Here is a 23,514-nt window from a genome sequence, read left to right as displayed (position 1 = left end):
AGGAGTGTAGACAAGGCCCGGGGAGGCTGCCGGATGGTTCTCTGAGTGTGCGGATTCATCCGCGAAGACGTATCAGCGCGGCGGATACTGCTCCAGGATTCTGGCCACGGTATTGCGCACGGCGGTATCGCGGGCGCTTGGGTTGACGGCGTTTTCGCTCAGGATACGTTCGGTGCTGCCGCGCCAGACCAGTTTGCCGTCCTTGCCGTCGAACAGGTCGATCTGCAGGGTCGTGACCTTGTAATCCACGCTTCGGGTTTCTGTGGTGAACGGGCCGCCCCAATAGCCATAACCGCCCCACGGTCCCCAACCGGCATTGTTATTGGTGCTGACCAGTTGCTGGCGGTTTTCGACGATCAACCAGGCTTGCACCCGCAGATCGGCATGGGCACCGCCTGGTGCCATGCGCAGGCCGCGCTGGTCCAGTTGGTCGCTGATCGACTGGCGGATGCGCTGTTCGGTGAGGTCGCTCTTGATGCGTGGATCTTCGGGTTGATATTGCACGCCTGGCTCTTTCCAGCTCCAGCTGCGATAGCCGCCGAAATCCCGTTGGGCATCGAAGTCACGATTGATCTGATTGGTCTGGCAGGCTGTGAGTAGTACGGCCAGTGACAGCAAGGCTAGGCGGCGAAACATGGCAGTTCTCCGAAAGGGTTACGAAGGGGGATACGCCGTCAAGGCTTGTTGCACCGCCTGACGCAATGCTTTGCTGCGCGAGGCTTCATCGACGCCGCTTGTGGTGTCCGCGCTGGCACTCCAGACCGGCTGGCCGGTGCGGGCATCGAACAGGTTGATCTGCACCACCATCACTTTTTCCTGATAGGTACGCACGATGGGGACGCTGGCATAACCGCCGTAGCCATTACGATAACCGTTGTAGCGGCCATAGCCCACGCCGCCGCCATAGTACGGGTCTGAATAGTCTTCACGCACCTGACGCATTCGGGTTTCCTGGCGAATCGAGGCGCTGACATAGACGTCTGCCGGTTGGCCGTTGCGGTTAGGCCGCAGCCCGCGTTGATCCAGGCCATTGCTGACCGCATCGGCGACCTGTGCCGAATCCATCCACGCCGTGCCCGGCGGCAGATGCCCGTTGAGCCAGGCCCAGTTTCGATAGCGGCCATAATCTCGTGGCGCTGCCGGATAGGCGCTCATGTCCAGTGTGTTGGCCGCTTGCGGCGGAGCGGGTGGCATGGGTGCGGAGCTGGCGACATACGGGTTGTCGCTTTGGCAGGCACTCACGCTCAGGCAGATGGCGATCAAGGCGAGGCGGCGTTTCATGATGATCTCCGCGTGGTTTCAGACCGGACGGCATATCCAGTGCAGGTAACGACCCAAACCTGCAAAGCCCGGATGGCGTCGGTGAGCCAGTTCCATTTCCAGCAGGTCCTCAAGCTCGGCCCGGGCCTGAAATTCAACCGGCATGTAATCGTGAAACACTCGCACGCCACTGCGGGTTTCGACCTGCCACAGGCCTTCAAGTTGCGTTTCCAATTCCCTTGGGTCGAGGGGCTGTTGCGGGGTCAGGCTCTGTTTTTCGCCAGCCATGTCGTTCTTGCGCATCTTGCGAAAATGCCCCTTGAGCAAATTTCGATAAATCAGCGCATCACGATTATAGAATGCCAGCGATAACCAGCCATCGGCCTTGGTCAGTCGATGCAGTACTGGCAGGATGGCATGAGGTTCTGCCAGCCATTCCAGCACGGCATGGCACAATACCAGGTCATAAGGCTCGCTCAGTTGCTCCGGTATATCCTGCCAGGGCGACTGAATGAACGTCGCGCTTTGCCCGGCATCGGCAAAACGCTGGCGCGCGCCTTCGAGCATCGGCCCGGCTGGTTCGGCCAGGGTGACTTCATGGCCACGTTCCGCCAGCCATAACGACATATGCCCAAGCCCGGCGCCGATATCCAGAACGCGCAGAGGCCGCTCGGGCAGCGTCTCGGCAAGGTCGGCCTGCAGCACCGCAAGACGAATGGCACCTTTGGCGCCGCCGTAGATCTTTTCCGCGAAGCGGGTGGCCAACTGGTCGAAATGACGATCACTCACTTGGCGAATCTCCGCTCGCTGTCGGCCAGCTTGCTGCGCACGACATCTTCCATGTCCAGGCCAAGCTCGCTGCACAGAAGCAGCAGATAAAGAACGATATCGCCTACTTCCTGCCCGGCATGGGCCAGTTTCTCGGGTGGCAATTCCCGAGACTGGTCTTCGCGCAGCCATTGGAAGATTTCTACCAGCTCGGCCATTTCCACGCTGGCGGCCATGGCCAGGTTCTTGGGGCTGTGAAACTGTTTCCAGTCGTTCTGATCGCGAATGCGGTGCAGACGCCGGGTCAACTCGTCGAGGTTCATGATGCTCTCCTGAAGGCGCATAGCTTCAGGGGGAACGGGGCTTCAGGCAAGTCATTCGCGAATGAATTCACCTACAGCGGTTGCCAGCTTCCGATCATGTGTACGATGCCTTGTTCGCCCTCGACCCGCAGTTGACCATGGGAACCGGCTGCGCTGGCTGACAGCACTACATCGCTGGGCAGGCGGATAGGTTTCTGGAACTGCACGCTGACCTCAACGTTCGACGCGGGCAAATGGTCGTCCAGGGTCGCCAGTGTCTGGGCTTTGAGCCACATGCCATGAGCGATGGCTTTGGGGAAACCGAACAGCCTGGCGCTGGGCGCACTCAGATGAATCGGGTTGTAATCGCCGGACACCTTGGCGTATTGCCTGCCGATAAGTGATGAGGCGTGCCAGCGTGCCAGTTCGCTCATTGCCATGGGGGCAGGCTCGAAATCGCCGCTGATCTCGCCTTCCAGTTTCACGCCCTTGCAGAGCATGGTGCTTTCTTCATCCCAGAGCAGCCCAAGGCCGTCTTCAACCTGAGTGATCAGAGTAAATGTCGCGCCTTTGGCATGGGGTTGCAGGTTTGTCGCCTGGACACTGATATACAACTGGCTGACGCCGCCGAGCGGGCGATGAACTCTGATGCGGTTGGTGATGTGGATCAGGCCCAGCAGCGGGAAGGGAAACTCCCGTGAGGTTATCAACTGCATCTGTAACGCAAAGGCGAGGACATGCGGGTAAGTGGGTGGCAGGAGGCTGTCATCCTTGAAGCCACAGACACTGCGATAGGCTGCCAGCTTGTCGGCGTCCACCGACATCCAGCTGCGCAGACCCACATCAGGTAGTTGCGTCCCGGTGACCTTGCGTCTCAATGCCGCCTGCATGAACAGGTTGGGCAGAGTTTGCAGGGAGTCCAGGTAGCGCCAGTGAGCAGTCATTATCCATCTCCTTGAACGAATGCGGGCTCAAGCCCCAATCACACTTTGACCACAGACACGCAAGACCTGGCCGGTCACCGCGCCGCTACCCGGCTGGCTCAGCCAGGCAACGGCTTCGGCGACGTCCTGCGGCAAGCCGCCCTGGCCAAGAGAACTCATGCGTCGACCTGCTTCACGCAAGGTGAAAGGCATTTCGGCGGTCATACGGGTTTCGATAAATCCGGGTGCTACGGCATTGATGCTGATACCGCGCTGCCTGAGCGACGGAGCCATGGCCCGGGCAAAACCGATCAGGCCAGCCTTGCTGGCGCTGTAATTGGTTTGTCCGCGATTGCCGGCCAGCCCGCTGGTAGACGACATCAATACCACTCGTGCGTTGTCGTTCAGGGTGCCGTTATCCAGCAATGCCTGAGTCAGTGCCTGCGGGGCTTCGAGGTTGACCGCCAATACCGAGTCCCAGAAATCCGCCGACATGTTGGCCAGGGTCTTGTCGCGGGTGATACCGGCGTTATGCACCAGAATGTCGAGGCCACCTTGCAGATGCTCCTGCAACTGGACGGCGGCATCCGGGCTGCAGATATCCAGCGCCAGCGCTTGCCCGCCGAGCCTTGCAGCCAGGGCCTCCAGATCTGCCCGAGCCTGCGGCACATCCAGCAGCACGACATCGGCGCCATCGCGGGTGAGGGTTTCGGCAATCGCAGCGCCTATTCCGCGCGCGGCACCCGTGACTACCGCCTTGCGCCCGGCCAAGGGGCGGCTCCAGTCCTGAACCTGTGCGGTGTTCGGGCTCAGATGGATGACCTGCCCCGAGATGAATGCGCTCTTGGGGGACAGGAAAAAGCGCAGCGCGCCTTCCAGTTGGTCTTCAGCCCCTTCGTCCACCTGTAACAGTTGAACGGTGCTGCCGTTGCGCATTTCCTTGGCCAGTGAACGGCTGAAGCCTTCAACGGCCTGCTGGGTACTGGCTGCCAGAGGGTCTTCAAGTGTCGCGGGGGCACGCCCGAGGATCACCACATGGGCGCATTGATCCAGATTGCGCAGCAGCGGCTGAAAGAAATCCCGTAACTGTTTGAGCTGTTCAGCGTGTACGAGCACGCTGGCGTCAAATACCACGGCCTTGAGTTTCGGGCCTTGTTCGGCGGCCCAGGCTGTTGCGCCGGGGATATCGCTGCCAAAGCTGTAGAGCGAGTCGGTCAGGCGTTGTGCGAACAGTCTGATGTGATCCGCCAGTGGCCCGGCGCTGATCAGCAGCGTTCCCTCTACAGGCCGCAAGCGTCCGGCTTGCCAACGCTCCAGATGCGTCGGGCTCGGAAGACCTACGGCTTTCACCAAGCGACGACCCATGTCGGAATTGGCGAAATTTATGTAGCGATCTGACGACATGGAACACTCTCCTTGAATCGGGGTTCAAAGACATGGACCACACTGAAGCGACATTTGTTCTTGTTTCAGCACGCTGTTCATCACCCGCCCAGACAATGCTTGAAGAAAAGGAAGTTTTTCATGACGCAGCTACGTCGTGTCGCCATCATCGGCGGTAACCGGATTCCATTTGCCCGCTCAAGCGGCGCCTATGCCACTGCCAGTAATCAAGACATGCTGACAGCTGCGCTGGAGGGCCTGATAGAGCGGTTCAACCTGCATGGCCTGCGTATGGGCGAGGTGGTTGCCGGAGCGGTGCTCAAGCACTCCCGGGACTTCAACCTGACCCGTGAATGCGTGCTGGGTTCGCGTCTGTCGGCGCAAACACCTGCTTACGATTTACAGCAGGCCTGTGGCACCGGCCTTGAGTCTGCCTTGCTGGTGGCCAACAAGATTGCGTTGGGACAGATCGAATGCGGCATTGCCGGAGGCGTGGATACCACGTCCGATGCGCCGATAGGCGTCAATGAAGAGCTGCGTAATATCCTGTTGCAGATCAATCGCAGCAAGACCGGCGCCGACAAGCTCAAGGCCCTCCTGAAATTGAGGCCCCAGCACCTCAAGCCGGAGCTGCCTCGTAACGGCGAACCGCGCACAGGTTTGTCCATGGGCCAGCATTGCGAACTGATGGCACAGCATTGGGGGATCGAGCGCGACGCTCAGGATCAACTGGCGCTGGAGAGTCATCTGAAAATGGCAGCCGCTTATGCAGATGGTTGGCAGAACGATCTGGTGACGCCTTATCTGGGGCTGACCCGTGATAACAACCTTCGTCCTGACCTGACGCTGGAAAAGCTGGCGAGCCTCAAACCCGCATTCGAGCGCAGCGCCAAGGGTACATTGACGGCTGGCAACTCGACACCGCTCACCGATGGCGCTTCGCTGGTGCTGCTGGCCAGTGAAGAGTGGGCCAAAGAGCGGGGTCTGCCAGTGTTGGCGTATTTACGCGATGGCGAAACGGCAGCCGTGAATTTCGTCAATGGCGAAGAAGGCCTGCTGATGGCTCCTGCCTATGCGGTGCCGCGTCTGCTGGCACGCAACGGTTTGACGCTGCAGGATTTCGATTATTACGAAATTCACGAGGCTTTCGCGGCTCAGGTGCTCTGTACGCTCAAGGCCTGGGAAGATCCCGAATACTGCAAGACTCGCCTGGGGCTTGAGGCGCCATTGGGTTCCATCGACCGCAGCAAGATCAATATCAAGGGCAGTTCATTGGCGGCCGGCCACCCCTTTGCTGCAACGGGTGGCCGGATCGTTGCCAACCTGGCCAAACTGCTGGCGGTTGCAGGCCAGGGGCGCGGTCTGATCTCGATCTGCGCAGCGGGCGGGCAGGGCGTTACCGCGATTCTGGAGCGCTGAAAAAGGTCAGTCGTATATCTCATGAAGTGGCAGGGGCCTTGGCCGCGACGACACAACTGAAAGGCAACACATTTTCAGCGCCTTCAACTGCTGTCGCGGCCAAAGCCCCTCCCACGGATTTAAGGCCTCAAAAGTCCAGGCTCAATGCCACGCTGACACCCTGATGAGTCGTGTCATCGTTCTTGCGCCAGTTGTAACCTGCGCGCAGTGTCAGGTCGCGAGTCAGTTTCTGGCTCAGGCCCAGACTGGCGCGGTTGAGGTTACGTTGTGGCGTGTAGCCTTCAAGGGTGAAATCAAGGCTTGGCAGGCTGTTCAGTGCCATGGTCACGTTCTGCCGGTCCGTTTCAAACTCCCGTTCATGAGCGAACTCGCCCCATATCCGGGTCGAAGACGTCAGCTCGAATGCGGTCTGCAAGCCAACGCCTGCGCGCCGGGATTTGCGGGTCTGATCGCTGAAGGTCAAGGCTGTCGAGCGGTTGCCTTGCTCCGAGTAGCCGTTCACATCGATATGAGCGTAATCGGCGCTGATAAAGGGTGACAGATGCCAGCGGCTCGCGGCCCCCGCAACATCAAAACCAATGCGCGCACTTGCAGCCCAGAGCTTGCCATCGGTGTCGCCCTTTTCCTGCCCTTCGCTGACGCCCAGAGCGAACTTGCGCTCGGCCTTGTCGTAATCCAGATGCCCGCCAGAAGCTGCCAGGTCACCCCACCAGTGATTGGCCTGATATTGCACAAAGGCCGTCGCAATGTAGCTGTTGAGCCTGTATTGCGAATCCTGTGCGCCTGCCTCCAGGTTTTGCCGATAAGCCCCGGCAACCAGCCCGGCACGCCAGTGTTCGGCGAAACGGTAGCTGCCTCCGAGGGTCAGGTTATAGCCGTGGCCATCCGCCTGGGCTGAAGTGTTCTGGGCATCGAAGTCGATCTTCTGACCGCCTGCGGCAAGGATGCTGCGCCACTGGCCAACACCTTGCCAATTGCCCCAATCGTTCAGCCACTGGGAACGAAGTTCGTCCTGTTGGGCGCGTAATGTGCCACTGGCCATTTCCGGCAGCAGAGTGATTTCCCAAGGGGCAGCCAGCAACGAATAGGCGTAGTCGGCAAACAGGCGCTGAGCTGCAACGGTCGGGTGGACCCGATCATTGAAGAACAGCCGGTTCGGGTCCGGCGTAGCGCTGTCCAGACCATAGGTGCTGTTTTCATCGCAGCCTGCGCCGTTGAAACAGGTTCCTACCAGATCCTGGTCGGCTGCGAAGCCGAAGCGACCGGGATCGGCCAGGGTCTCACTGATAAAGAGGGGCACATTGAGCGGGATGATCTGTGCATCGATCTGTTCCAGACGACTGACCAGTTGCTCGTTGAAGTCGGAGCTGAGTGCAGACGTCAGTGGCTGCAGGATGGTCCCGCTCAGCAAGGGTGTCTGGCCAATGTCCGGCAGCAGCCAGACCATGATGTAGCGGGCCCCTGCCTGTTGCAGGGCCTGTACGCTGTCAGCCAGATTGTCGGCAGAATCCGCAGCGTCACCGCTGCTCAGTACGCGGCCTTGCAAGAAGTCATTACCGCCACCTGTCAGGTAATACAGCGCGTTCGGGTCCGCTTGAAAATTGTTGCCGGGCAGATAGCCGGTCCGGGTTCGTAGCACGGTGCCGGTATTGGGATCGACCACGCGGGATTCAGAGGTGATGGCATCGTAGATCTGGTCCGTGCGATCACCTCCCACTGCCCAGTTATTACCGTCCGGTATCCCCAGTGCGGCATTCACTGCAGACGTGGAGGCATTCAGTTCACTGCCCGGAACATTGAGCAGCGTGCCCAGCAGAGTCGAGGAGTTCAGCCCGATGATCTCGCCGCTGCCATCCTGATAGGTAGGCCCCACGCGATTGGTAAAGCGCAACGTTGCTCCGGGCGGCCCGTCCTGATCCGGAAACTGCCCCGCATCGGCCAGGCTGTCGCCAAACACGACCATCGTGGAGTAAGGGGCTGGAGCCGCGAATGTCGAGGTGCAGGCCAGAGTGAGCAAGCATGCTGCCAGAGGCCGACGCAGTGATGTTTCGGTCATGAAAAAAGCCCTTTTTATTGTTCTGCCTGTAGGGACCCTAGCAAGCATCCCCGTCACTTCCAGAACTAAAAGAACTTACCGCCCAGCGGTTGTAGAACCGATCGAAAGGATTGATAGGTCTGTGTCCGAGGGGTTACAGAGGTTGGGAGCTACCGCTCAAGATGATGCTGACAATAGAAATGTAGGCGGCTCATATACAGGTTTTTCGCAATACTTACCCATAACCATGTAACACCTTTGAGGCTTGGGAGTGCTGTTCAGTGCATAGCAATGCTTCCTGCTGTTTTGGTGGTGTAAGTATGTATATTGAAAAATTTATGATTTCAAAGGTGTGATATGACTGTAGAGCTACCCAATATCTATGTGTATCCAGATGACTATGGCACTGTTTCGGGCGTTACACGAATTAACCCGCTAATGGGCGGAATGCAGGCGCTGATGCAAGCGCGTGCTTAAAGAGATGTTGCATATTTAGCTGGTAATTGGTGGTCGATCGTTAACAGTCAGTTGAAAATGATAGCGTCTAATCGACCGCCTTATTGCTTGGCAGGTATGATGGCGGATGATTTTCATTCGGTTGCTTATGCCGATTTTATTAAGACTGTTAATCCTGGTGTTTCTAATGAGGATGCCTTGGCCGCTGGACGAAGTGATGGGCTGAGAAAGAAAGCGCAGGTCTTGGCGACACCTGAGTTTTCCGGTGGGATTTTTACACCCATTAAAGCCTTGATGCATTTTCTTCAAGCTGAAGGAACTCCAGCCACTGTGCCGTTGAATCGCACGGGTATTAAGCCTGCTGCTGATAAGATTCCCGATTTGATGGCAATCATCAGGACTGCCCGTATCGGAAAAACCTCAGTTGATCTGACCGTGCCTTACTATACCGGGCAGGACTCGTTTACTGCTCGTATGTATCTAGGATCTATTACAATACGTATCACGGGTGAGGTAATACATACAGCATCTGGAGTGATTAGCTTTGTGGGTGAGGTTCGGGCATATAATGATGTGTATGATGCTAATCGAAGCCAGTATCGTAATGACTTTGATGAACGAGCTACTACAAATTTAAGGGAAATGGAGCGCGTATCCGGTGCAGTGCCTTATGAAATAAAAATGCCAGGTTCTATTCCTATAAGCTATTCAAATCAATAAAGTCTGGACTGTGATGGAGTTCCCTTTTGGAAGCGCTTGTCTGCGCAGGTGCAAAAAAAACGGTACTCCATTGGTGTTGTTGTGTTTAAGATTGGTGCGGTTTTTATTGATGTGCGGGGAGGGAACATATGAGAATTAGCTATCGTTTGCTGGTGGCCATTTTATTGTTTGTCATGGCTTGGGTTTGTTTGTTTTTTGCTGGGGATGGAGTTCCAGAGAACTCTTCGGACCTGTCAGATACCCGAGGCTTGCCTGCGGTTACCATTTATACGGTTATGCTCCAAGCCATCAGTGGTGTTGCCTTACTTCTCGCAACGATTGGGTTTGTAGTCTCGGCAAGGTTTGAATCAAGCTCGTGGGGGAAAAGAGTTGCTGTTTTTTCGATTTTTAATATATGCCTTTTACTTACTTCCATTGTAGGTGTTTTTGTCATTGGATTTTTCTTGTTTGAAAAAACGCTTGGGCTTGTCGGTATTCTTCTTTATCTGGCCGTCATCGCTCTAGTGATATCGGCATTGCCTAAACGTTCTCAGCGCTAACCTCAAATCTGTGGCCGCACCGTTTTTCGCGCTCCCTGTATTTTTTAAATAACGCAGCGGGGCTGGCTTATCACTAACCCCGCTGACGGTCTGTTTTCTCTTCACCTTATGCCGCCTGGTCGTGTGCGATTGCATCCAGATAGGCGGCCAGTTCGTGCAGGTACACGAAGGGGTGGCCCTGTCGTGTGCCGCCGGTGCGGTTGACTTTCAACGCGATACGGCCTGCGTTGATCTTGCGCAGCAGATTGCGATCGTTCGAGATGTGCGAGAAATAACGCTCCCTGACCGCGCTCAGTGTCGGGCATGGGGTGGCGAATTCCTTGCGAAGCAGATCCAGTGTATTGGTCATTGGCGATTACTCCCTGTGGGTAAAAGTCTGAGTCATGTTTCGTCTCCTTCCCACGGGCCATCGGGTCTTGAACGTTGCTGCTGGGTGGCTCGGTCATCGGTGATGAGAGACGTGAACCAACAATACGATATGTATTTTGAACCTGCAATACGTTTTGTATCTTTAAATACGATTTGTATTTTCTCCGTCCTCGAATTCCACGTACCAGGCGAGGTGGATCGTGTCGTTTGTGTGGTCGCGAGTGACGGTGACGCCTTCGGCTTCCATGAGGTGTTCAGCGATCTGTTCCCAATGAAGAAGAGATTCGCCAGGCTCTCGATGAAGGCGTATCTGGTGCTCGATCTGAGCCTGAGGGCTGCTGATGAGTGCTTGAATACGTTGGACCAACGCCAGATAAGCATCGTGTTGCGACATATCAGGTGTCCAGGCAGGCATGCTTCAATTCCTTTTTTACTGTATGTGCATACAGTAATTCAGGTCTTTTTCCTACGCAACAGTGAAATGTGTCCGGCTTGCAATAAGAGGGAAGGGCTCGAATGGCGGAAATAAAAAAGCCCCGAAAATTCGGGGCTTTGGTCTGGAAGGGTTGAGCTAGAGCCGCATCGTCATCTGTCTGATGACTCCGATCAACTTGCAGTCTTCCGTGATGGGGATTGTCGGGTAGGCGGGGTTCAGGGGCTTGAGGAAATAGCGGCCTGCATCCTCGACCAGCTTCTTGAAGGTTGCCTCGTTGCTCTCGGGAAGTTTGGCAATCACCAGCTTTCCGGGGGTTGGCTCAAGCCCGGTATCGACCAGGATCAGCATGCCTTCCGGAATGCTCTGACCTGCCGTAGCGGTCATGGAATCGCCGCGCACCATCAGCCAGAAGGCCTGGCCCTTGGCCTTGTAGTCGGTGAGTTCAAAGGTATCCGAATAGCCGGCCGGGTAGGGCTCGACAGCTTCGTTCCAGCCACCGGCCTCTACCCAGCTGATTACCGGGTAGCGGTAAAAGCGCGAGGGTTGAGCGGTAGGCGCAACGTTCTGTTGCCCTGGCTCATGAGAGGGGAGCGATGTTTCAAGAATGGGCAGATCCAGCTCGCTCAAAAACCGGTTGATCACATCGATCTTCGGTTCGCGCTTGCCGTTCAGCCAATGCCCTACGGCACCCGGAGTCACACCCATTCGCTCAGCCATGTCTTCCTGGCTGATTTCCAGGTTCTCCATGGCCTTTCTGGCGATTTCATACCATTTATTCATGCGCGAAATACTACAGCCTGTATGGGGTTCGACAATCGACACAGTGTAGTGGTTTTTCTGGATTTACAATACAAAATGTATTTTACTCGCAAAATAAACAATTTGTTTAATTGGTTGCTTTCAGCGAGGAAAGAGAATGATTGATGAAGTCGAGGCCGTGATGGCCAATTGGGGAGAGCAACGGATGCGTCTGGGCCTGGGCGGCGGGTTGAGCAGCCCGATGGCAGGCATCATGGAGTGGGGCGCTTATATCCCCCGGCGTACTCCGGGCTCCAGAGCCTTGATCGGTAACGGAAGCGGTATGGATTACATCGGCAGTGAAGTCGAGGCCGCTGTGGCAGAGCTGTCCCGTGGTCCGGCCAAGGGCAGAGGCCCCGAGTTGGCGAAACTGGCGCAATACCGTTACGTCGATCTGCTGCCTGCCCGTGAGCAGATGCGTTTGCTTGGTATCAATGAAGGTGCTGACAGGACCTACCGAAACTGGGTGGAAAAACTGCATCAGCAGGTTTTGTCGATCCTGGCGGCCCGCAGTGCGAGTCGTGGCGCAAGAGATAAGGCTCAGGCATCCGAGGTGGCAGGCCGCAAGGTGGGTTGAGTTTCTGCTTTGATCATGTCCGCCAGAGTTGTTTCGTGTACTGGCGAACGAACATACTCTTCACGGCCCTTCCTGGGCCGTTTTTATAGAGGGACGCTGCCTCCTCGCTTCTTTTACGTCCTCATCGCCATCCCGCCCTATTTATCTGTCTGGAAGCTTTCGCGAATGAATTCGCTCCTACGGGGTTCCCGGTAGGAGCGAATTCATTCGCGAAAGGATCAATAAAGCAGACGCGAAAAGCTCAACGAAATACCGTTTATCCGAGCCAATTGTCGAAGCGTGGTTGAACTCCGGTTGAAGTCTGGTCGAACTCGACCCACCCCCAAAAAGGCCCTTTCCAGCTTTTCCGAAGGGGGGTACAAAGGCACCACGATATGCGATTTGCGTCTGGGGGCAACAACTCGGGACACACCTCAAATCAACATACCGCCAGCTTCTTTTCTTGTTCCTTCTGGCCGCCTTCGTGCGGCTTTTTTTATTCCCGGAGTACCGATGGACCCAACTGACCTTGGCCCAGGCACAGCTACCTGGCTGGGCGGGACCGGCACCATCCTGCTTGGTGGCTTTTTATGGCTGCGCAAGTTTCTTTCAAAAGACGCCGCAGACCGGGCAATGGATAACGCCGATATCGGTACCGTCCGGCGCCTGAATGAATTGCTCGACTCAGAGCGCGAGGCTCGCAAGGAGGCTGAGGCCCGAGCGGATCAGTTCGCAAAAGAGCGTAACGAGCTGGCCGCTGCGGTTGGCCGTATGGAGGGCAAGGTTGAAGTCCTCACCAGCCAGATTGCTCAACTCACTGACAAGGTGACGACGCAAAGCGCCGAGATTGCCCGGCTTCGCTCTCAGCTAGGAGGTCCCACGGATGGACAGATGCGCAATTAACTTTATCGCCCGCCACTGGTGGCGTCGTGTGGAGATCTGGGTGATCGCTGCTCTGCTGGCGGCCGGGAGCCTGACACTGGGCTTTCAGGCCGGGCAATGGTCGGCCAGTTTCGAGCACACCAAGCAACTGGCCGAGATACGCCAGGCATACGACGCTGCCATGGGTAAGCGCGATATCAGTCTTGTCAGGCTGGCAGAGAGCGCAACTCAGGCGGTAGACAAGGCCGAAAGCGCCGCCTCGGCGGCGACCGAGGCGGCGAATACCGCAAGCCGTGCGGCTGACAAGGCCGATGCGGCGCTGAGCAAGGCCCGGCAGTAATCCCACCGATATCCGACACCTCTGGATTTACCCATGAAGATAACCCCGATTGTTGCCCATTTGCAGGCGACATGCCCGACCTTTGCCGGGCGAATCAGCGCCGGTATTTACTGGAATGCCGTCATGAACAGTACGGCGCTCAGTTCCCCCTCGGCCTACGTGATTGCAACGGGCGATGCGGCAACGGCCAATGACCTCAAGAACGCGGTGCGCCAGAACATCACCGACCGGATTGATGTGGTGGTAGTGCTCACGGGCAGCGACGAGCGTGGCCAGGAGGCGAGCGAGCAACTGCATGCCGTTCGCGCCGAACTCTGGCGTGCGCTGGTGGGCTGGAACGCCGGCAGCGACTACGAGCCGCTGGAGTACACAGGCGGCGGTTTGTTGCAGGTCAATGCCTCGCAAGTGGCATGGCGCTTTGGTTTCGCGGCGCAGTTTCAACTGGGTCGCAATACATCCGATCAGCCTGCCGAAACCTGGCACGAGGTTTTTCTGGATGGTCTGCCGGGTTTCACCGGCGCGACTTTCGACATGGACTGTATCGATCCGGCAGATCCGAATCTGAAATCTCCCGGCCCCGATGGACGTATCGAAATGAAGTTCTCAGGAGACGTAACACCATGACTCAACGCATCACTGTGATCCCGGTCGCTGGCCGGGTTGTACCTGATCCGGAGGCGGGCGACCTGTTGCCGGCCGAAGGTCGTGAAGTCCGATTCAACGCATGGTGGCAGCGCCGTTACAACGATGGCGATGTCACCACTGCAACCGAGCAATCCCCAACCATCAAGGCCGTCACGGCGTAATCAAGAGGAAGCCAAACAATGGCTATCAGTTTCAATAACATTCCATCCGATGTTCGTGTTCCGCTGTTCTATGCGGAAATGGACAACTCTGCAGCCAACAGCGCTTCGGCAAGCATGCGCCGTCTGATCGTTGCCCAGGTCAACGACGATGCAACCGGTCCTGAAATCGGTTCGCTGGTACTGGTGCCCAGCGTATCGCTGGCCAAGAACATCGGCGGCCAGGGCTCCATGCTGGCCTCGATGTACGAAACCTGGCGCAAGGCCGATCCTACCGGTGAAGTCTGGTGCCTGCCGCTGCTCAATACAGTGGGCGCCAAGGCCGGTGCCACCATCACTCTTACAGGCACTGCCACCGAGTCCGGTGTTCTGAACCTGTACGTCGGTGGTGTGCGAGTGCAGGCCACTATCGTTAATGGCGCAACCGCCGCCCAGGCAGCGAGTGCGCTGTCGGTGAAGATCAATGCCACGCCGGATCTGCCGGTCAAGGCCGAGGTCGAAGCGGGTGTTGTAACCCTGTCCGTGAAGTGGAGCGGTGAGAGCGGTAACGACATCCAGCTGGAATTCAATCGTCTGGGTAAAACCAATGGCGAGGTCACTCCGGCCGGTCTGGCCGTTGTTGCCACTGCCCTGACCGGCGGTGTCGGCACTCCGGATCAGGTGGCTGCACTGGCCGCGCTGGGCGATGAGCCTTTCGAGTTCCTGTGCGTGCCATGGTCCGATACCACCACGCTGGATGCCTGGAAATCGGCAATGGACGACAGCACCGGTCGCTGGAGCTGGGCCAAGCAACTCTACGGTCACGTCTACAGCGCCAAGCGCGGCACGGTCGGTACTCTGGTCGCCGCAGGTCAACTGCGTAACGATCAGCATGTCACGATCCAGGGCGTCGAAATCGGTGTGCCACAGCCGGTGTGGGTGCAGGCTGCTGCTCTGGCTGCGCGTACCGCGGTGTTCATCTCTGCCGATGCCAGCCGTCCGACTCAGACCGGCACCCTGCCTGGCCTGGACCCGGCGCCTGCCAGTGCCCGCTTCACGCTCACCGAACGTGAGTCGCTGCTGCGTTACGGTATCGCCACCGCTTACTACGAAGGTGGTTACGTACGTATTCAGCGTTCGATCACCACGTACCAGAAGAACGCCTACGGTCAGGCGGACAACTCGTACCTGGACAGCGAAACCCTGCACCAGTCGGCGTTCATCATTCGTCGTCTGCAAAGCGTGATCACCAGCAAGTATGGCCGTCACAAGCTGGCCAACGATGGCACCCGTTTCGGTGCCGGTCAGCCGATCGTCACGCCAAGCACCATTCGTGGTGAGCTGATCGCTCAGTACGCCAGGCTCGAAGAAGAAGGCCATGTGGAAAACGCAGAGCTGTTCGCTGAGCACCTGGTCGTCGAGCGCGACACCCAGGACCCGAGCCGCATCAACGTGATGTTCCCGCCGGATTACATCAACGGTCTGCGCGTGTTCGCACTGCTCAATCAGTTCCGCCTGCAATACGACGCTGCGGCGTAAATTCAACCTCGACATTCAAACCCGCCTTGTGCGGGTTTTTTCATTCTGGAGATAAAGAACATGGCTCAAAAAGTAGCTGGTACCTGCTACATCAAGGTGGACGGCACTCAACTGACTATCACTGGCGGCGGTGAAGCCCCTTTGATGAACATCAAGCGCGAGACCGTTGTGCCGGGCTATTTCAAGGAAGTGGACAAGGCTCCGTCGCTGAGCTTCACGGCGGTTCATACCCCTGACTTTCCCTTGAAAGCGCTCACCACCGGTGTGGACATGACCATCACCTGTGAATTCCAGAACGGCAAGATCTACGTTCTGTCGGGTGCCTATCTGGTTGATGAACCGACCAGCAAGGGCGAAGAGGGCACCATCGAGCTGAAGTTCGACGGTAACCAGGGGAGCTGGCAATGAGTGAAGTCATCGTACTGGCGAGCCCGGTCGAGGCTCACGGGGAATCCCTTTCGCAACTGACTTTCCGCCGCCCTACGGCGCAGGAAGCGCGAGCGATCAAGGCGCTGCCTTACAAGATCGACAAGCACGAGGAGGTGTCGCTCGACCTGGAAGTCGCTGCGAAATACATCGCGGTCTGCGCAGGCATTCCTCCGTCCTCGGTCGATCAGCTTGATCTTTCCGATATCAACAAGCTGAGCTGGAAGGTCGCGAGTTTTTTCATGGCAGCGGCATCAGAGACCTCCAAGGCCTGATAGCCGTCGTCTACGACCTCGCATACTTCTGGAAAGTTGATCCCGAACTGATGATGTCCAGGTCCCTGGACATCATCACCGAGTCGATTTTGCAGTCGCAGCGTATCAATCAGATCCTGCAGGGGGAGTGATGGCAAATCCATCCAGGCTTGAAGCGCTTTTTAAAGGCGTCGATGAGCTGTCTCCTACTCTGGCTAACATGCGCAAGAATGTTGACGCTTTCAAAACCGGACTCGAAGGGTCCGGTCTGGGGAAAATCAACATTGCAGGCGTGATCGAGGGGAATGCCTTTACGGGCCCCTTGATTGCCGGGGTAAAGGCAGCAATCGGTTTTGAAACATCCATGGCCAATGTGAAAAAGGTCGTGGCTTTTGAGACACCGCAGCAATTCCAGCAAATGGGCACCGATATTCTGGACATGAGCGAACGGCTCCCGGAAACCGCCAATGGAATTGCGGCAATCGTGGCGACAGGTGCCAAGGCCAGCGTGCCGCGTGCTGAGTTGCAAGGCTTTGCGGAAGACGCCGTGAAGATGGGCGTTGCTTTCGGCCAGACGGGGGCGGAGTCTGGCGAAATGATGGCCAAGTGGCGATCCTCGCTTAGCCTCTCGCAGCCTGAAGTCCAAAAGCTTGCCGAGCAGATCAATACCCTGGGCGGTAATGATCTGGAGAAAGAGATTGCAACCATGGTTACTGCGATGGCGCCGTTGGGTGCTGTGGCAGGGAAGGCCAGCGGTGAAGTCGCGGCCATGGCGGCCACGTTGGCTGGTGTGGATGTGCCGGCTGATGTGGCGACCAAGGGCGTCAAGAGCCTCATGAAAACCCTGACCGAAGGCGGGCCAGCGAAAGCCGGGGCTTTCAAGGATTTACAGCTTGATCTCGATCAACTGACTCAGGGCATGCAGACGGATCCTTCCGGGACTATCGAGAAGGTTTTGAGCACCCTGTCCCAGGTTGATCCAGCCAGGCAGAGCGATGTGGTTTCGCAGTTGTTCGGTGCCGAATCACTGGGCGCCATAACGCCGTTGCTGAAGAACCTCGATGACCTGAAAGCCAACTTCGGCAAGGTTGCAGAAGGCGCTAAATCCGCGGGCTCAATCGAGCAGGAGTTCGCCGACAACTCGCGCACTACTGCGGTTGCCATTCAGCTTATGCAAAACCGCATGGATCGGATTGGTACCAATATCGGCGGCATTTTCCTGCCCGCGATAAACGATGCAATCGCCGTCATCGGCCCGATGATTTCCATGGTCGCTGCATTGGCGGCCGAACACCCTGAGGTCATCAAGGGCGTTGTAGGTGCTGCGGTTGCCTTTGGCGTCTTGCAAGTGGCCGTGCTGGCCGCGACCAATGCGGCTCGTTTGTTCAGCATGGTCATCGGTTTGTCGCCGGTCGGAATCGCTGTACGCGCTATTGCCCTGGCTGCTGGATTCTTGATTGCCAACTGGTCCTCTGTCGCACCGTTTTTTGCGGCAGTCTGGGCTTCGATCCAGGGGGCGGCCAGTGCCGTCTGGGACGTACTGAAAACCATATTTTCCTGGTCGCCACTGGGCATGATCGTGGCGATATGGCAGCCCTTGACTGAGGTTTTCTCGGCGCTCTGGGATGTCATCAAAGCACTGTCCACACCGTTCTTTGACTTCCTGAGGTTGATGTTCTCCTGGACACCGCTGGGCATGGTTGTAGAGAACTGGCAACCGATCAGCGAATTCTTCGGTCTGGTATGGGAGGGGATCAAGGCTCCAGCGCTTGTATTCGCCGATGTTCTGAAAACGATGTTCGACTGGTCTCCCTTGGGGATCATCATCAAGCACTGGGAGCCGATCAGAAGCTGGTTCACTGGCCTGTGGGACGATGTGAAGTCGGGCATCAATTCGGCATTGAGCTTTTTCGGCTTTGGAGAAGAAGGGATTCTTAAAGGCACTACCCAAAAGCTCAATGAGTTTGCTGAAGGGCAAAGGCTGCGCAATGCAGGTCCTGGTGGCGGTACTGGCGCATTTGTGATGGCAGATGCCGTCAATACCAGCCAGTCGAATCAACAGCGTCTCAACACTGCGCTGGGCGTGCCATCGACCAGCGCACTGCTTGCTGCTCCAAACCTGCCTGAGCCCGGCAGCCTGCTTCTACAAGGGGCAGCCGCTAATCGACGTCTGGAAGGTGAACTCAACATCCGTTTTGACAATGCGCCTGCTGGCATGCGTCCGGGTGAAGTGCGGACCAACCAGCCCGGCTTGACGATCTCGCCAAGCGTTGGCTATCGAACAATCGGAGGAGCAGGATATGACGACATGGCGTGACAGACTGATGCCCGCTTCTTTCCGCGGCATTGGTTTCTTTATTGAAACGGACAGTGTCCCGGTTGGCCGCAAGGGGCAGCTTCACGAGTTTCCGCAACGCGACGAGCCTTATTTCGAGTCGCTGGGCAAGGAATCGCAAATTTATACGATGGAAGCTCTTCTGGTTGGCGAGGACTGTTTCGAGCGTCGTGACAGATTGCTGGAGGCTCTTGAAGCCAATGGGGCTGGCGAGCTTGTCCATCCGTGGCTTGGGCGCATGCAGGTGCAGGTTGGCGGTTGCATCTTGAAACACAGCCGGACTGAAGGTGGCGTAGTCAGGCTGTCGTTGAAGTTTTACCCGGATCAGCCGCTGCGCTTTCCGACTTCAACGGTCAATACCCGGCGACAACTCGTGCAAGCCTCCGACGGGCTGCTGGATTCGGCGCTCAAACGCTATCGGGCGGTCATGTCTGTAGTGGATGCAGCGCGCATCAATATTCAGGCGCTGCGCAGTGCTTTGTCGGGGATTTTTGCCGTGATTCAGCGGCAGTTTACCCCCTTCATGACGATCTACTCGGATGTGACCAGTCTGGTTCATTCGCTGGTCAATGCGCCACTTACATTGAGCACAATGTTCTCCAGTTTCTTTGCCAGCTTTGATGGGGATAGCAGTAGCAATACAGGCTCGGGTGCAAGCTTCAATGTGGGCACGGGTTCAGGTTCAGGCACGGGCGGGAATGGAGCAGGCACCGGGTCCGGGAGTGGAGTCGGCACAGGTTCGGGCAGTGGCACAGGTGCTGGAACAGGCACAAGTGCGAGTAGCAGCAGTTCGTCCGTCAATTACAGGGCGACGATTTCCGATGCCACGCAGCAGGCCGAGGCGATTGCCAGTATCAATCTGGTCAACCAGGGCGGCGGGCTCGATACCGGCTCCGCGGCCCAGGCAACGGCCAATCTGGTTCAGGACTCCTTGCTGGTCAAGGTTGCCAGGGTTGTGGCAAGCATGCCGGTTGCCACTGCTGCGGTGCCGATCATTGCCACGCCGTCACTGGAGCATCAAGTGGTGATGCCGGTCGATCGTGCTCAGGTTCCTGTCGCCGATGATGTGATCGAGCTGCGTGACACCCTCAGTTCGGCAATCTGGGAGGCTTCGCTGAAAGCTGATCCGGAGCATTACCTGGCGCTCAACACATTGCGTCAGGCATTGATCCGTCATCTGAACGCCGTGGCGGCTTCCGGGGTGCGTCTGGTTGACATCAAGGTCGCCGAGCCGTTGCCTGCGCTGGTACTGGCTTATCGTCGCTTCGGCGATGCGACACGCTCGGTCGAGGTCGTGCAGCGTAACCGTGTCCAGCATCCAGGCTTCTTGCCGCCAGGCACTTTGAAAGTCGCCCAGGAGTAGCCCCATGGATAAGGCAAATGCTGTCACCTTGACGGTGGATAACATGGATTATGGCGGCTGGAAAACCATCTCGATCTCTGCCGGTATCGAGCGTCAGGCCCGCAGTTTCACGGTGGGTATTACCTGGCAGTGGCCAGGGCAGAACTTCTCTCGACCGATCAGGCAAGGTGATAAATGCGAGGTTCGTATCGGGGGCGATTTGATCCTGACGGGTTGGGTCTTTGCGACGCCGATCAACTATGACGACAAGACGATCACCCTGAGTATCTCCGGGCGCTCTCTTACGGCAGATCTTGTTGATTGCTCCGCGGTCAACAAACCCGGTCAGTGGAAGGAACAAGGGGCGTTCAGCATCATCCAGGCGCTTGTGGCCCCCTACAAGGTGGGTGTGGTGAGTGAGATTGCTGAAACCGGCAAGATTCCCGATCACACCATCGTTCCTGCAGAAACGGTGTTCAAGTCCATCGACCGGATCCTGACGCGGTTTCGGATTTTCTCCACCGACGATGAGCAGGGGCGTCTGGTACTGGCCAAGCCTGGCAGCAAGGGACGGGCAGTGGATCGGCTGGAACTGGGGCAGAACATCCTTTCTGCGGCAGCGCCTCTCGATTTCTCCGGTACTTTTTCCGAGTACCGGGTGATCGGGCAACGCGCTGGCAATGATAAGACGTACGGCAAGCAATCCAGTGAAGTCTCGGCGCAGGCATTTGATCGCAGAGTCAATCGCAACCGAGTCCTGATCATCCATGAGTCGTCACCAGTGACTACCGAGCTTGCCCAGAGCCGTGCGAACTGGGAGCGCAGCAATCGCATGGGCAAGGCGCAGGTCACGACCTACAAGGTGCAAGGATGGCGGCAGACCAATGGCGATCTCTGGCGTCACAACACGCTGGTGCGAGTCGTGGACCGGGTGATCGGTGTCGATCAGGACATGTTGATCTCGCAGATCACTTACACGCTCGACGAAAAAGGAACAGTGACGACCCTGGTCGTCGGCCCACCTGAAATGTACGAAGCCGAACCCGACGATCCGCACAAGGCTGGCAAAAAGTAGAGAGCGGCAACGATGCGTGCCCTCCCCCGAAAAGGAAAAACCTAATGAGCATTCTCAATCGCATGCTGGCGCGGGGCACGGTTGTGCTCGCCAGGGCCACTAGCAAGATGCAGGCGCTGCAAATGCATCTGACCGCAGGTGAAATCAAGGACGATATGGAGCACTTCGAGCCTTATGGTTTCACCAGCAACCCTTTGCCTGGCGCCGAAGGCATTGCAGCGTTTATCGGCGGTGACCGGTCCCACGGGCTGCTGCTGGTTGTCGCGGATCGTCGCTATCGCCTCAAGGCTCTGGAGTCGGGTGAGGTGGCGATCTACACCGACGAGGGGGACAAGATTCACCTCAAGCGCGGCAAGGTCATCGACATCGAAACCAACACGTTGAACGTCAAGGCCACCGTGGCGGTGAACTTTGAAACGCCCCAGATCACCCAGACCGGAAAGATCGTTTCCCAAGGCGATCAGGTCGCGGGTGGCATCAGCCAGATCAGCCATACGCACAGCGGCGTTCAAGGCGGCAACGGCCAGAGCGGGCCACCCGTGGGAGGTGCCTGATGATTATCGCAGGCTCTCTTGAAGCTTCGTTGTTGCGCTCGGTCATCATCAGCCTGTTCACCTGGCGTCGAGCCGGGCCGGATGACCAGGCCGGTGATGACGAGCGTTATGGCTGGTGGGGCGATACCTATCCGGCAGTGACGGATGATCGTATCGGCTCGCGCCTGTGGCTGTTGCGGCGGGTGAAACTCACTGCGCAGACGCAACGGGATGCCGAATTCTACGCTCGCGAAGCGCTTCTCTGGCTGATCGAAGACGGGCATGTGCAGGACATCGAAATCCTCACCGAGCGCGTTCAGAACAATCGCTTGAATCTCGGCGTCGTGCTGGTCGTCTCGAACGGCCAGAGCGTGCGCTTCAATCCATCCGAACAGTGGCAGGTGATCTATGCCGTTTGAAACTCCTACATTGCCTGCGCTGATCAGCCGTACGCAGGTCGACCTGGCTGATGAAGCGCTTCGGCAATCCGATGCCCGGGTGTTGTCCCGCGCCCACAGCGGTGCTGCCTATGGGCTCTATGGCTATCAGCGCTGGATCGCCGACCAGATCCTGCCTGACACGGCCGATGACGAAACCCTGGAGCGTCAAGCCATCCTCAGGCTCCGACAACCCCGTAATGCTGCGCAACCGGCCAGCGGCTCGGTGCGCTTCACGGCTGCTGCGGGTGCAGTGCTGGATGCCGACACTGTGCTGCAGTTCAGCGATGGTCGAACCTATCGGGTCACCCAAGGTGTAACCACCGTGGCGGGCAATAACGTGACCACGGTCGAAGCCGTGGATGCAGGCATTCTGGGGAACGCCGATGCCGGGCTGGTCATGACCGCCGTGCAGCCCATTGAAGGGATCGACAGTAGCTTCACTGTGCTGGCTGACGGCCTGACCGGCGGTGTTGCCCAGGAAAGTATCGAGTCATTGCGTGCTCGGGTGGTTCGCTCATATCGAGTGATTCCCCACGGAGGCAATCAGGATGACTACGTCACCTGGGCGCTGGAAGTGGCGGGCGTGACCCGTGCCTGGTGTGTGCGCCGTTATATGGGGCCTGGCACCGTGGCGGTTTTCATCATGCGCGACAATGACGCCACCCCGGTTCCCGACGACGAACAGCTTGCGCAGGTAGCGGCTTACATCGAACCGCTACGTCCGGTCACGGCTGAGCTGTATGTGTTGGCACCGGTACAGAAACCGGTCGTCTACACGATCAGGCTCACGCCGGATACCTCTGCCGTACGTGCCGCTGTTCAGGCGCAACTGATGGATCTTCATAACCGTGAGGCTGGGCTTGGCGAGACGCTGCTGTTGACCCATATCGCCGAGTCTATAAGCGGCGCGACGGGGGAAACGGATCATGTATTGACGTCCCCTGTCGCCAATGTGGAAGCCGCTTCCAATGAGCTGCTGACATTCGGGGGGATTCTATGGGCGTCCTGAGAACTGCCAGTCAGTATGCCGAGCAACTTCAGGCTCTGCTGCCATCGGGGCCAGCCTGGGACCCTGAGAGGGTTCCCGAGTTGCAACAGGTGATCACGGGGTTATCCCATGAGTTTGCCCGTATCGATGGCCGGGCCTTCAACCTGCTCAACGAGATGGACCCCGCGGGTATCAGTGAACTGGTTTCGGACTGGGAGCGGGTCATGAACCTGCCCGATCCATGTCTGGGCCTGAGCCCCTTGTTCGAGGATCGGCGTCTGTCGGTGCGACAACGGCTGCTAGCCGTAGGAGGGCAGAACCCTGCGTTCTACGTCGACATTGCCATCAGCCAGGGCTATCCCAACGCCACCGTCACTGAATATCGAGCGCCCCGTATGGGGCGTTCTTGTTTCGGCAAGGCGCATTTCGGGACCTGGAATGCGCAGTTCATGTGGGTGTTGAACACAGGTGGCCGCAAGCGACTGGGTCGCCGCTTTGGTGCGAGCTATTGGGGCGAACGCTTCGGCGTGAACCCGGGCACTGCTATCGAATGTCTGATCCGCCGGGCAGCGCCGGCCCATACCGCTGAATTCATTAATTTCAACTGAGGAGTA

The 23,514-nt window shown here is 57.6% G+C and carries 27 protein-coding genes and 1 pseudogene; 18 read left to right on the top strand and 10 right to left on the bottom strand.

Annotated elements, in window-relative coordinates; all coding sequences use genetic code 11:
- Positions 1-72: 72 nt before the first annotated feature.
- The 6 genes from Q6A51_RS24950 to Q6A51_RS24925 form a co-directional block, all read right to left on the bottom strand.
- Entirely contained in the window at positions 73-636 is a 564-nt protein-coding gene (locus Q6A51_RS24950) for a DUF4136 domain-containing protein (RefSeq protein WP_304575968.1), read from the bottom strand.
- Positions 637-654: 18 nt separating this feature from the next.
- On the bottom strand, positions 655-1,281 hold the full coding sequence (locus Q6A51_RS24945; protein ID WP_201020370.1) for a DUF4136 domain-containing protein: 627 nt from the start codon (positions 1,279-1,281) through the stop codon (positions 655-657).
- Positions 1,282-1,299: 18 nt separating this feature from the next.
- Positions 1,300-2,049 (bottom strand): methyltransferase, encoded by a 750-nt coding sequence (locus Q6A51_RS24940; RefSeq protein WP_122320500.1) that lies wholly within the window; start codon positions 2,047-2,049, stop codon positions 1,300-1,302.
- Positions 2,046-2,351 carry a MazG-like family protein gene (locus Q6A51_RS24935; RefSeq protein WP_201004898.1) on the bottom strand — a complete coding sequence of 102 codons (306 nt, stop codon included), beginning with the start codon at positions 2,349-2,351 and terminating at the stop codon, positions 2,046-2,048. The genes Q6A51_RS24940 and Q6A51_RS24935 overlap by 4 nt, the downstream gene beginning before the upstream one ends.
- Positions 2,352-2,422: 71 nt before the next feature.
- Complete coding sequence (locus Q6A51_RS24930) at positions 2,423-3,274, bottom strand: MaoC family dehydratase (protein WP_304575967.1); 852 nt, start codon at positions 3,272-3,274, stop codon at positions 2,423-2,425.
- 27 nt (positions 3,275-3,301) lie between these two features.
- On the bottom strand, positions 3,302-4,657 hold the full coding sequence (locus Q6A51_RS24925; RefSeq protein WP_122320503.1) for a 3-oxoacyl-ACP reductase: 1,356 nt from the start codon (positions 4,655-4,657) through the stop codon (positions 3,302-3,304).
- A 120-nt stretch (positions 4,658-4,777) separates the two neighbouring features.
- Here Q6A51_RS24925 and Q6A51_RS24920 point away from each other — a divergent pair, with 120 nt between their 5' ends.
- A complete protein-coding gene (locus Q6A51_RS24920; RefSeq protein WP_122320504.1) occupies positions 4,778-6,055 on the top strand; it encodes an acetyl-CoA C-acetyltransferase in 1,278 nt (425 codons plus the stop codon).
- 127 nt (positions 6,056-6,182) lie between these two features.
- On the opposite strand, the gene estP is transcribed toward Q6A51_RS24920, so the two are convergent.
- A complete protein-coding gene (estP, locus tag Q6A51_RS24915) occupies positions 6,183-8,111 on the bottom strand; it encodes an esterase EstP (RefSeq protein WP_304575966.1) in 1,929 nt (642 codons plus the stop codon).
- 468 nt (positions 8,112-8,579) lie between these two features.
- Between estP and Q6A51_RS24910 the strand changes: the two are divergent.
- A pseudogene (locus tag Q6A51_RS24910) lies at positions 8,580-9,266 on the top strand (lipid II-degrading bacteriocin); the annotation flags it as partial.
- Between the two features lie 128 nt (positions 9,267-9,394).
- Entirely contained in the window at positions 9,395-9,805 is a 411-nt protein-coding gene (locus Q6A51_RS24905) for a hypothetical protein (protein ID WP_304575965.1), read from the top strand.
- A 106-nt stretch (positions 9,806-9,911) separates the two neighbouring features.
- Here Q6A51_RS24905 and Q6A51_RS24900 read toward each other — a convergent pair whose 3' ends face one another.
- The 3 genes from Q6A51_RS24900 to Q6A51_RS24890 all read right to left on the bottom strand — a co-directional run bounded on the left by Q6A51_RS24900 (position 9,912) and on the right by Q6A51_RS24890 (position 11,357).
- Positions 9,912-10,154, bottom strand: coding sequence for a pyocin activator PrtN family protein (locus tag Q6A51_RS24900; protein ID WP_198727696.1), 243 nt, complete (start codon positions 10,152-10,154; stop codon positions 9,912-9,914).
- A gap of 162 nt (positions 10,155-10,316) precedes the next feature.
- Entirely contained in the window at positions 10,317-10,589 is a 273-nt protein-coding gene (locus tag Q6A51_RS24895) for a DUF1654 domain-containing protein (RefSeq protein WP_201004891.1), read from the bottom strand.
- Positions 10,590-10,745: 156 nt separating this feature from the next.
- Positions 10,746-11,357: a LexA family protein gene (locus tag Q6A51_RS24890; protein WP_183143743.1), complete on the bottom strand. Its 612-nt coding sequence runs from the start codon at positions 11,355-11,357 to the stop codon at positions 10,746-10,748.
- A 169-nt stretch (positions 11,358-11,526) separates the two neighbouring features.
- Here Q6A51_RS24890 and Q6A51_RS24885 point away from each other — a divergent pair, with 169 nt between their 5' ends.
- The 15 genes from Q6A51_RS24885 to Q6A51_RS24815 all read left to right on the top strand — a co-directional run bounded on the left by Q6A51_RS24885 (position 11,527) and on the right by Q6A51_RS24815 (position 23,508).
- A complete protein-coding gene (locus tag Q6A51_RS24885) occupies positions 11,527-11,985 on the top strand; it encodes a hypothetical protein (protein WP_304575964.1) in 459 nt (152 codons plus the stop codon).
- A gap of 492 nt (positions 11,986-12,477) precedes the next feature.
- Positions 12,478-12,867 (top strand): DUF3450 domain-containing protein, encoded by a 390-nt coding sequence (locus tag Q6A51_RS24880; protein ID WP_201004889.1) that lies wholly within the window; start codon positions 12,478-12,480, stop codon positions 12,865-12,867.
- Positions 12,848-13,186 (top strand): hypothetical protein, encoded by a 339-nt coding sequence (locus tag Q6A51_RS24875; protein ID WP_025262100.1) that lies wholly within the window; start codon positions 12,848-12,850, stop codon positions 13,184-13,186. Before Q6A51_RS24880 ends, Q6A51_RS24875 begins: the two co-directional genes overlap by 20 nt.
- A gap of 33 nt (positions 13,187-13,219) precedes the next feature.
- Entirely contained in the window at positions 13,220-13,810 is a 591-nt protein-coding gene (locus tag Q6A51_RS24870; RefSeq protein WP_304575963.1) for a phage tail terminator protein, read from the top strand.
- A complete protein-coding gene (locus tag Q6A51_RS24865) occupies positions 13,807-13,992 on the top strand; it encodes a DUF2635 domain-containing protein (protein WP_095068307.1) in 186 nt (61 codons plus the stop codon). The genes Q6A51_RS24870 and Q6A51_RS24865 overlap by 4 nt, the downstream gene beginning before the upstream one ends.
- An 18-nt stretch (positions 13,993-14,010) precedes the next feature.
- The gene (locus tag Q6A51_RS24860; protein WP_304575962.1) at positions 14,011-15,507 is read left to right on the top strand and encodes a phage tail sheath subtilisin-like domain-containing protein; all 1,497 of its coding nucleotides are present in this window, start codon (positions 14,011-14,013) and stop codon (positions 15,505-15,507) included.
- 60 nt (positions 15,508-15,567) lie between these two features.
- Positions 15,568-15,915: a phage tail tube protein gene (locus Q6A51_RS24855; RefSeq protein WP_201020381.1), complete on the top strand. Its 348-nt coding sequence runs from the start codon at positions 15,568-15,570 to the stop codon at positions 15,913-15,915.
- Positions 15,912-16,208 (top strand): phage tail assembly protein, encoded by a 297-nt coding sequence (locus Q6A51_RS24850; protein ID WP_201020382.1) that lies wholly within the window; start codon positions 15,912-15,914, stop codon positions 16,206-16,208. Before Q6A51_RS24855 ends, Q6A51_RS24850 begins: the two co-directional genes overlap by 4 nt.
- A gap of 130 nt (positions 16,209-16,338) precedes the next feature.
- A complete protein-coding gene (locus Q6A51_RS24845; protein WP_201020383.1) occupies positions 16,339-18,504 on the top strand; it encodes a phage tail tape measure protein in 2,166 nt (721 codons plus the stop codon).
- Positions 18,488-19,885 (top strand): DNA circularization protein, encoded by a 1,398-nt coding sequence (locus Q6A51_RS24840; RefSeq protein ID WP_201020384.1) that lies wholly within the window; start codon positions 18,488-18,490, stop codon positions 19,883-19,885. The genes Q6A51_RS24845 and Q6A51_RS24840 overlap by 17 nt, the downstream gene beginning before the upstream one ends.
- 4 nt (positions 19,886-19,889) lie before the next feature.
- Positions 19,890-20,939, top strand: coding sequence for a phage baseplate assembly protein (locus tag Q6A51_RS24835; protein ID WP_201020385.1), 1,050 nt, complete (start codon positions 19,890-19,892; stop codon positions 20,937-20,939).
- 44 nt (positions 20,940-20,983) lie between these two features.
- On the top strand, positions 20,984-21,493 hold the full coding sequence (locus Q6A51_RS24830) for a phage baseplate assembly protein V (RefSeq protein WP_201020386.1): 510 nt from the start codon (positions 20,984-20,986) through the stop codon (positions 21,491-21,493).
- Entirely contained in the window at positions 21,493-21,891 is a 399-nt protein-coding gene (locus Q6A51_RS24825) for a phage GP46 family protein (protein ID WP_304575961.1), read from the top strand. Before Q6A51_RS24830 ends, Q6A51_RS24825 begins: the two co-directional genes overlap by 1 nt.
- A complete protein-coding gene (locus Q6A51_RS24820) occupies positions 21,881-22,921 on the top strand; it encodes a baseplate J/gp47 family protein (RefSeq protein ID WP_304575960.1) in 1,041 nt (346 codons plus the stop codon). Before Q6A51_RS24825 ends, Q6A51_RS24820 begins: the two co-directional genes overlap by 11 nt.
- Positions 22,909-23,508: a YmfQ family protein gene (locus Q6A51_RS24815; RefSeq protein WP_304575959.1), complete on the top strand. Its 600-nt coding sequence runs from the start codon at positions 22,909-22,911 to the stop codon at positions 23,506-23,508. The genes Q6A51_RS24820 and Q6A51_RS24815 overlap by 13 nt, the downstream gene beginning before the upstream one ends.
- The last annotated feature ends 6 nt before the right edge of the window (positions 23,509-23,514 follow it).

It is taken from the genome of Pseudomonas serbiensis, from assembly GCF_030580745.1.
Classification (GTDB): domain Bacteria; phylum Pseudomonadota; class Gammaproteobacteria; order Pseudomonadales; family Pseudomonadaceae; genus Aquipseudomonas; species Aquipseudomonas serbiensis.
This window is presented reverse-complemented; position numbering and strand designations above follow the sequence as displayed.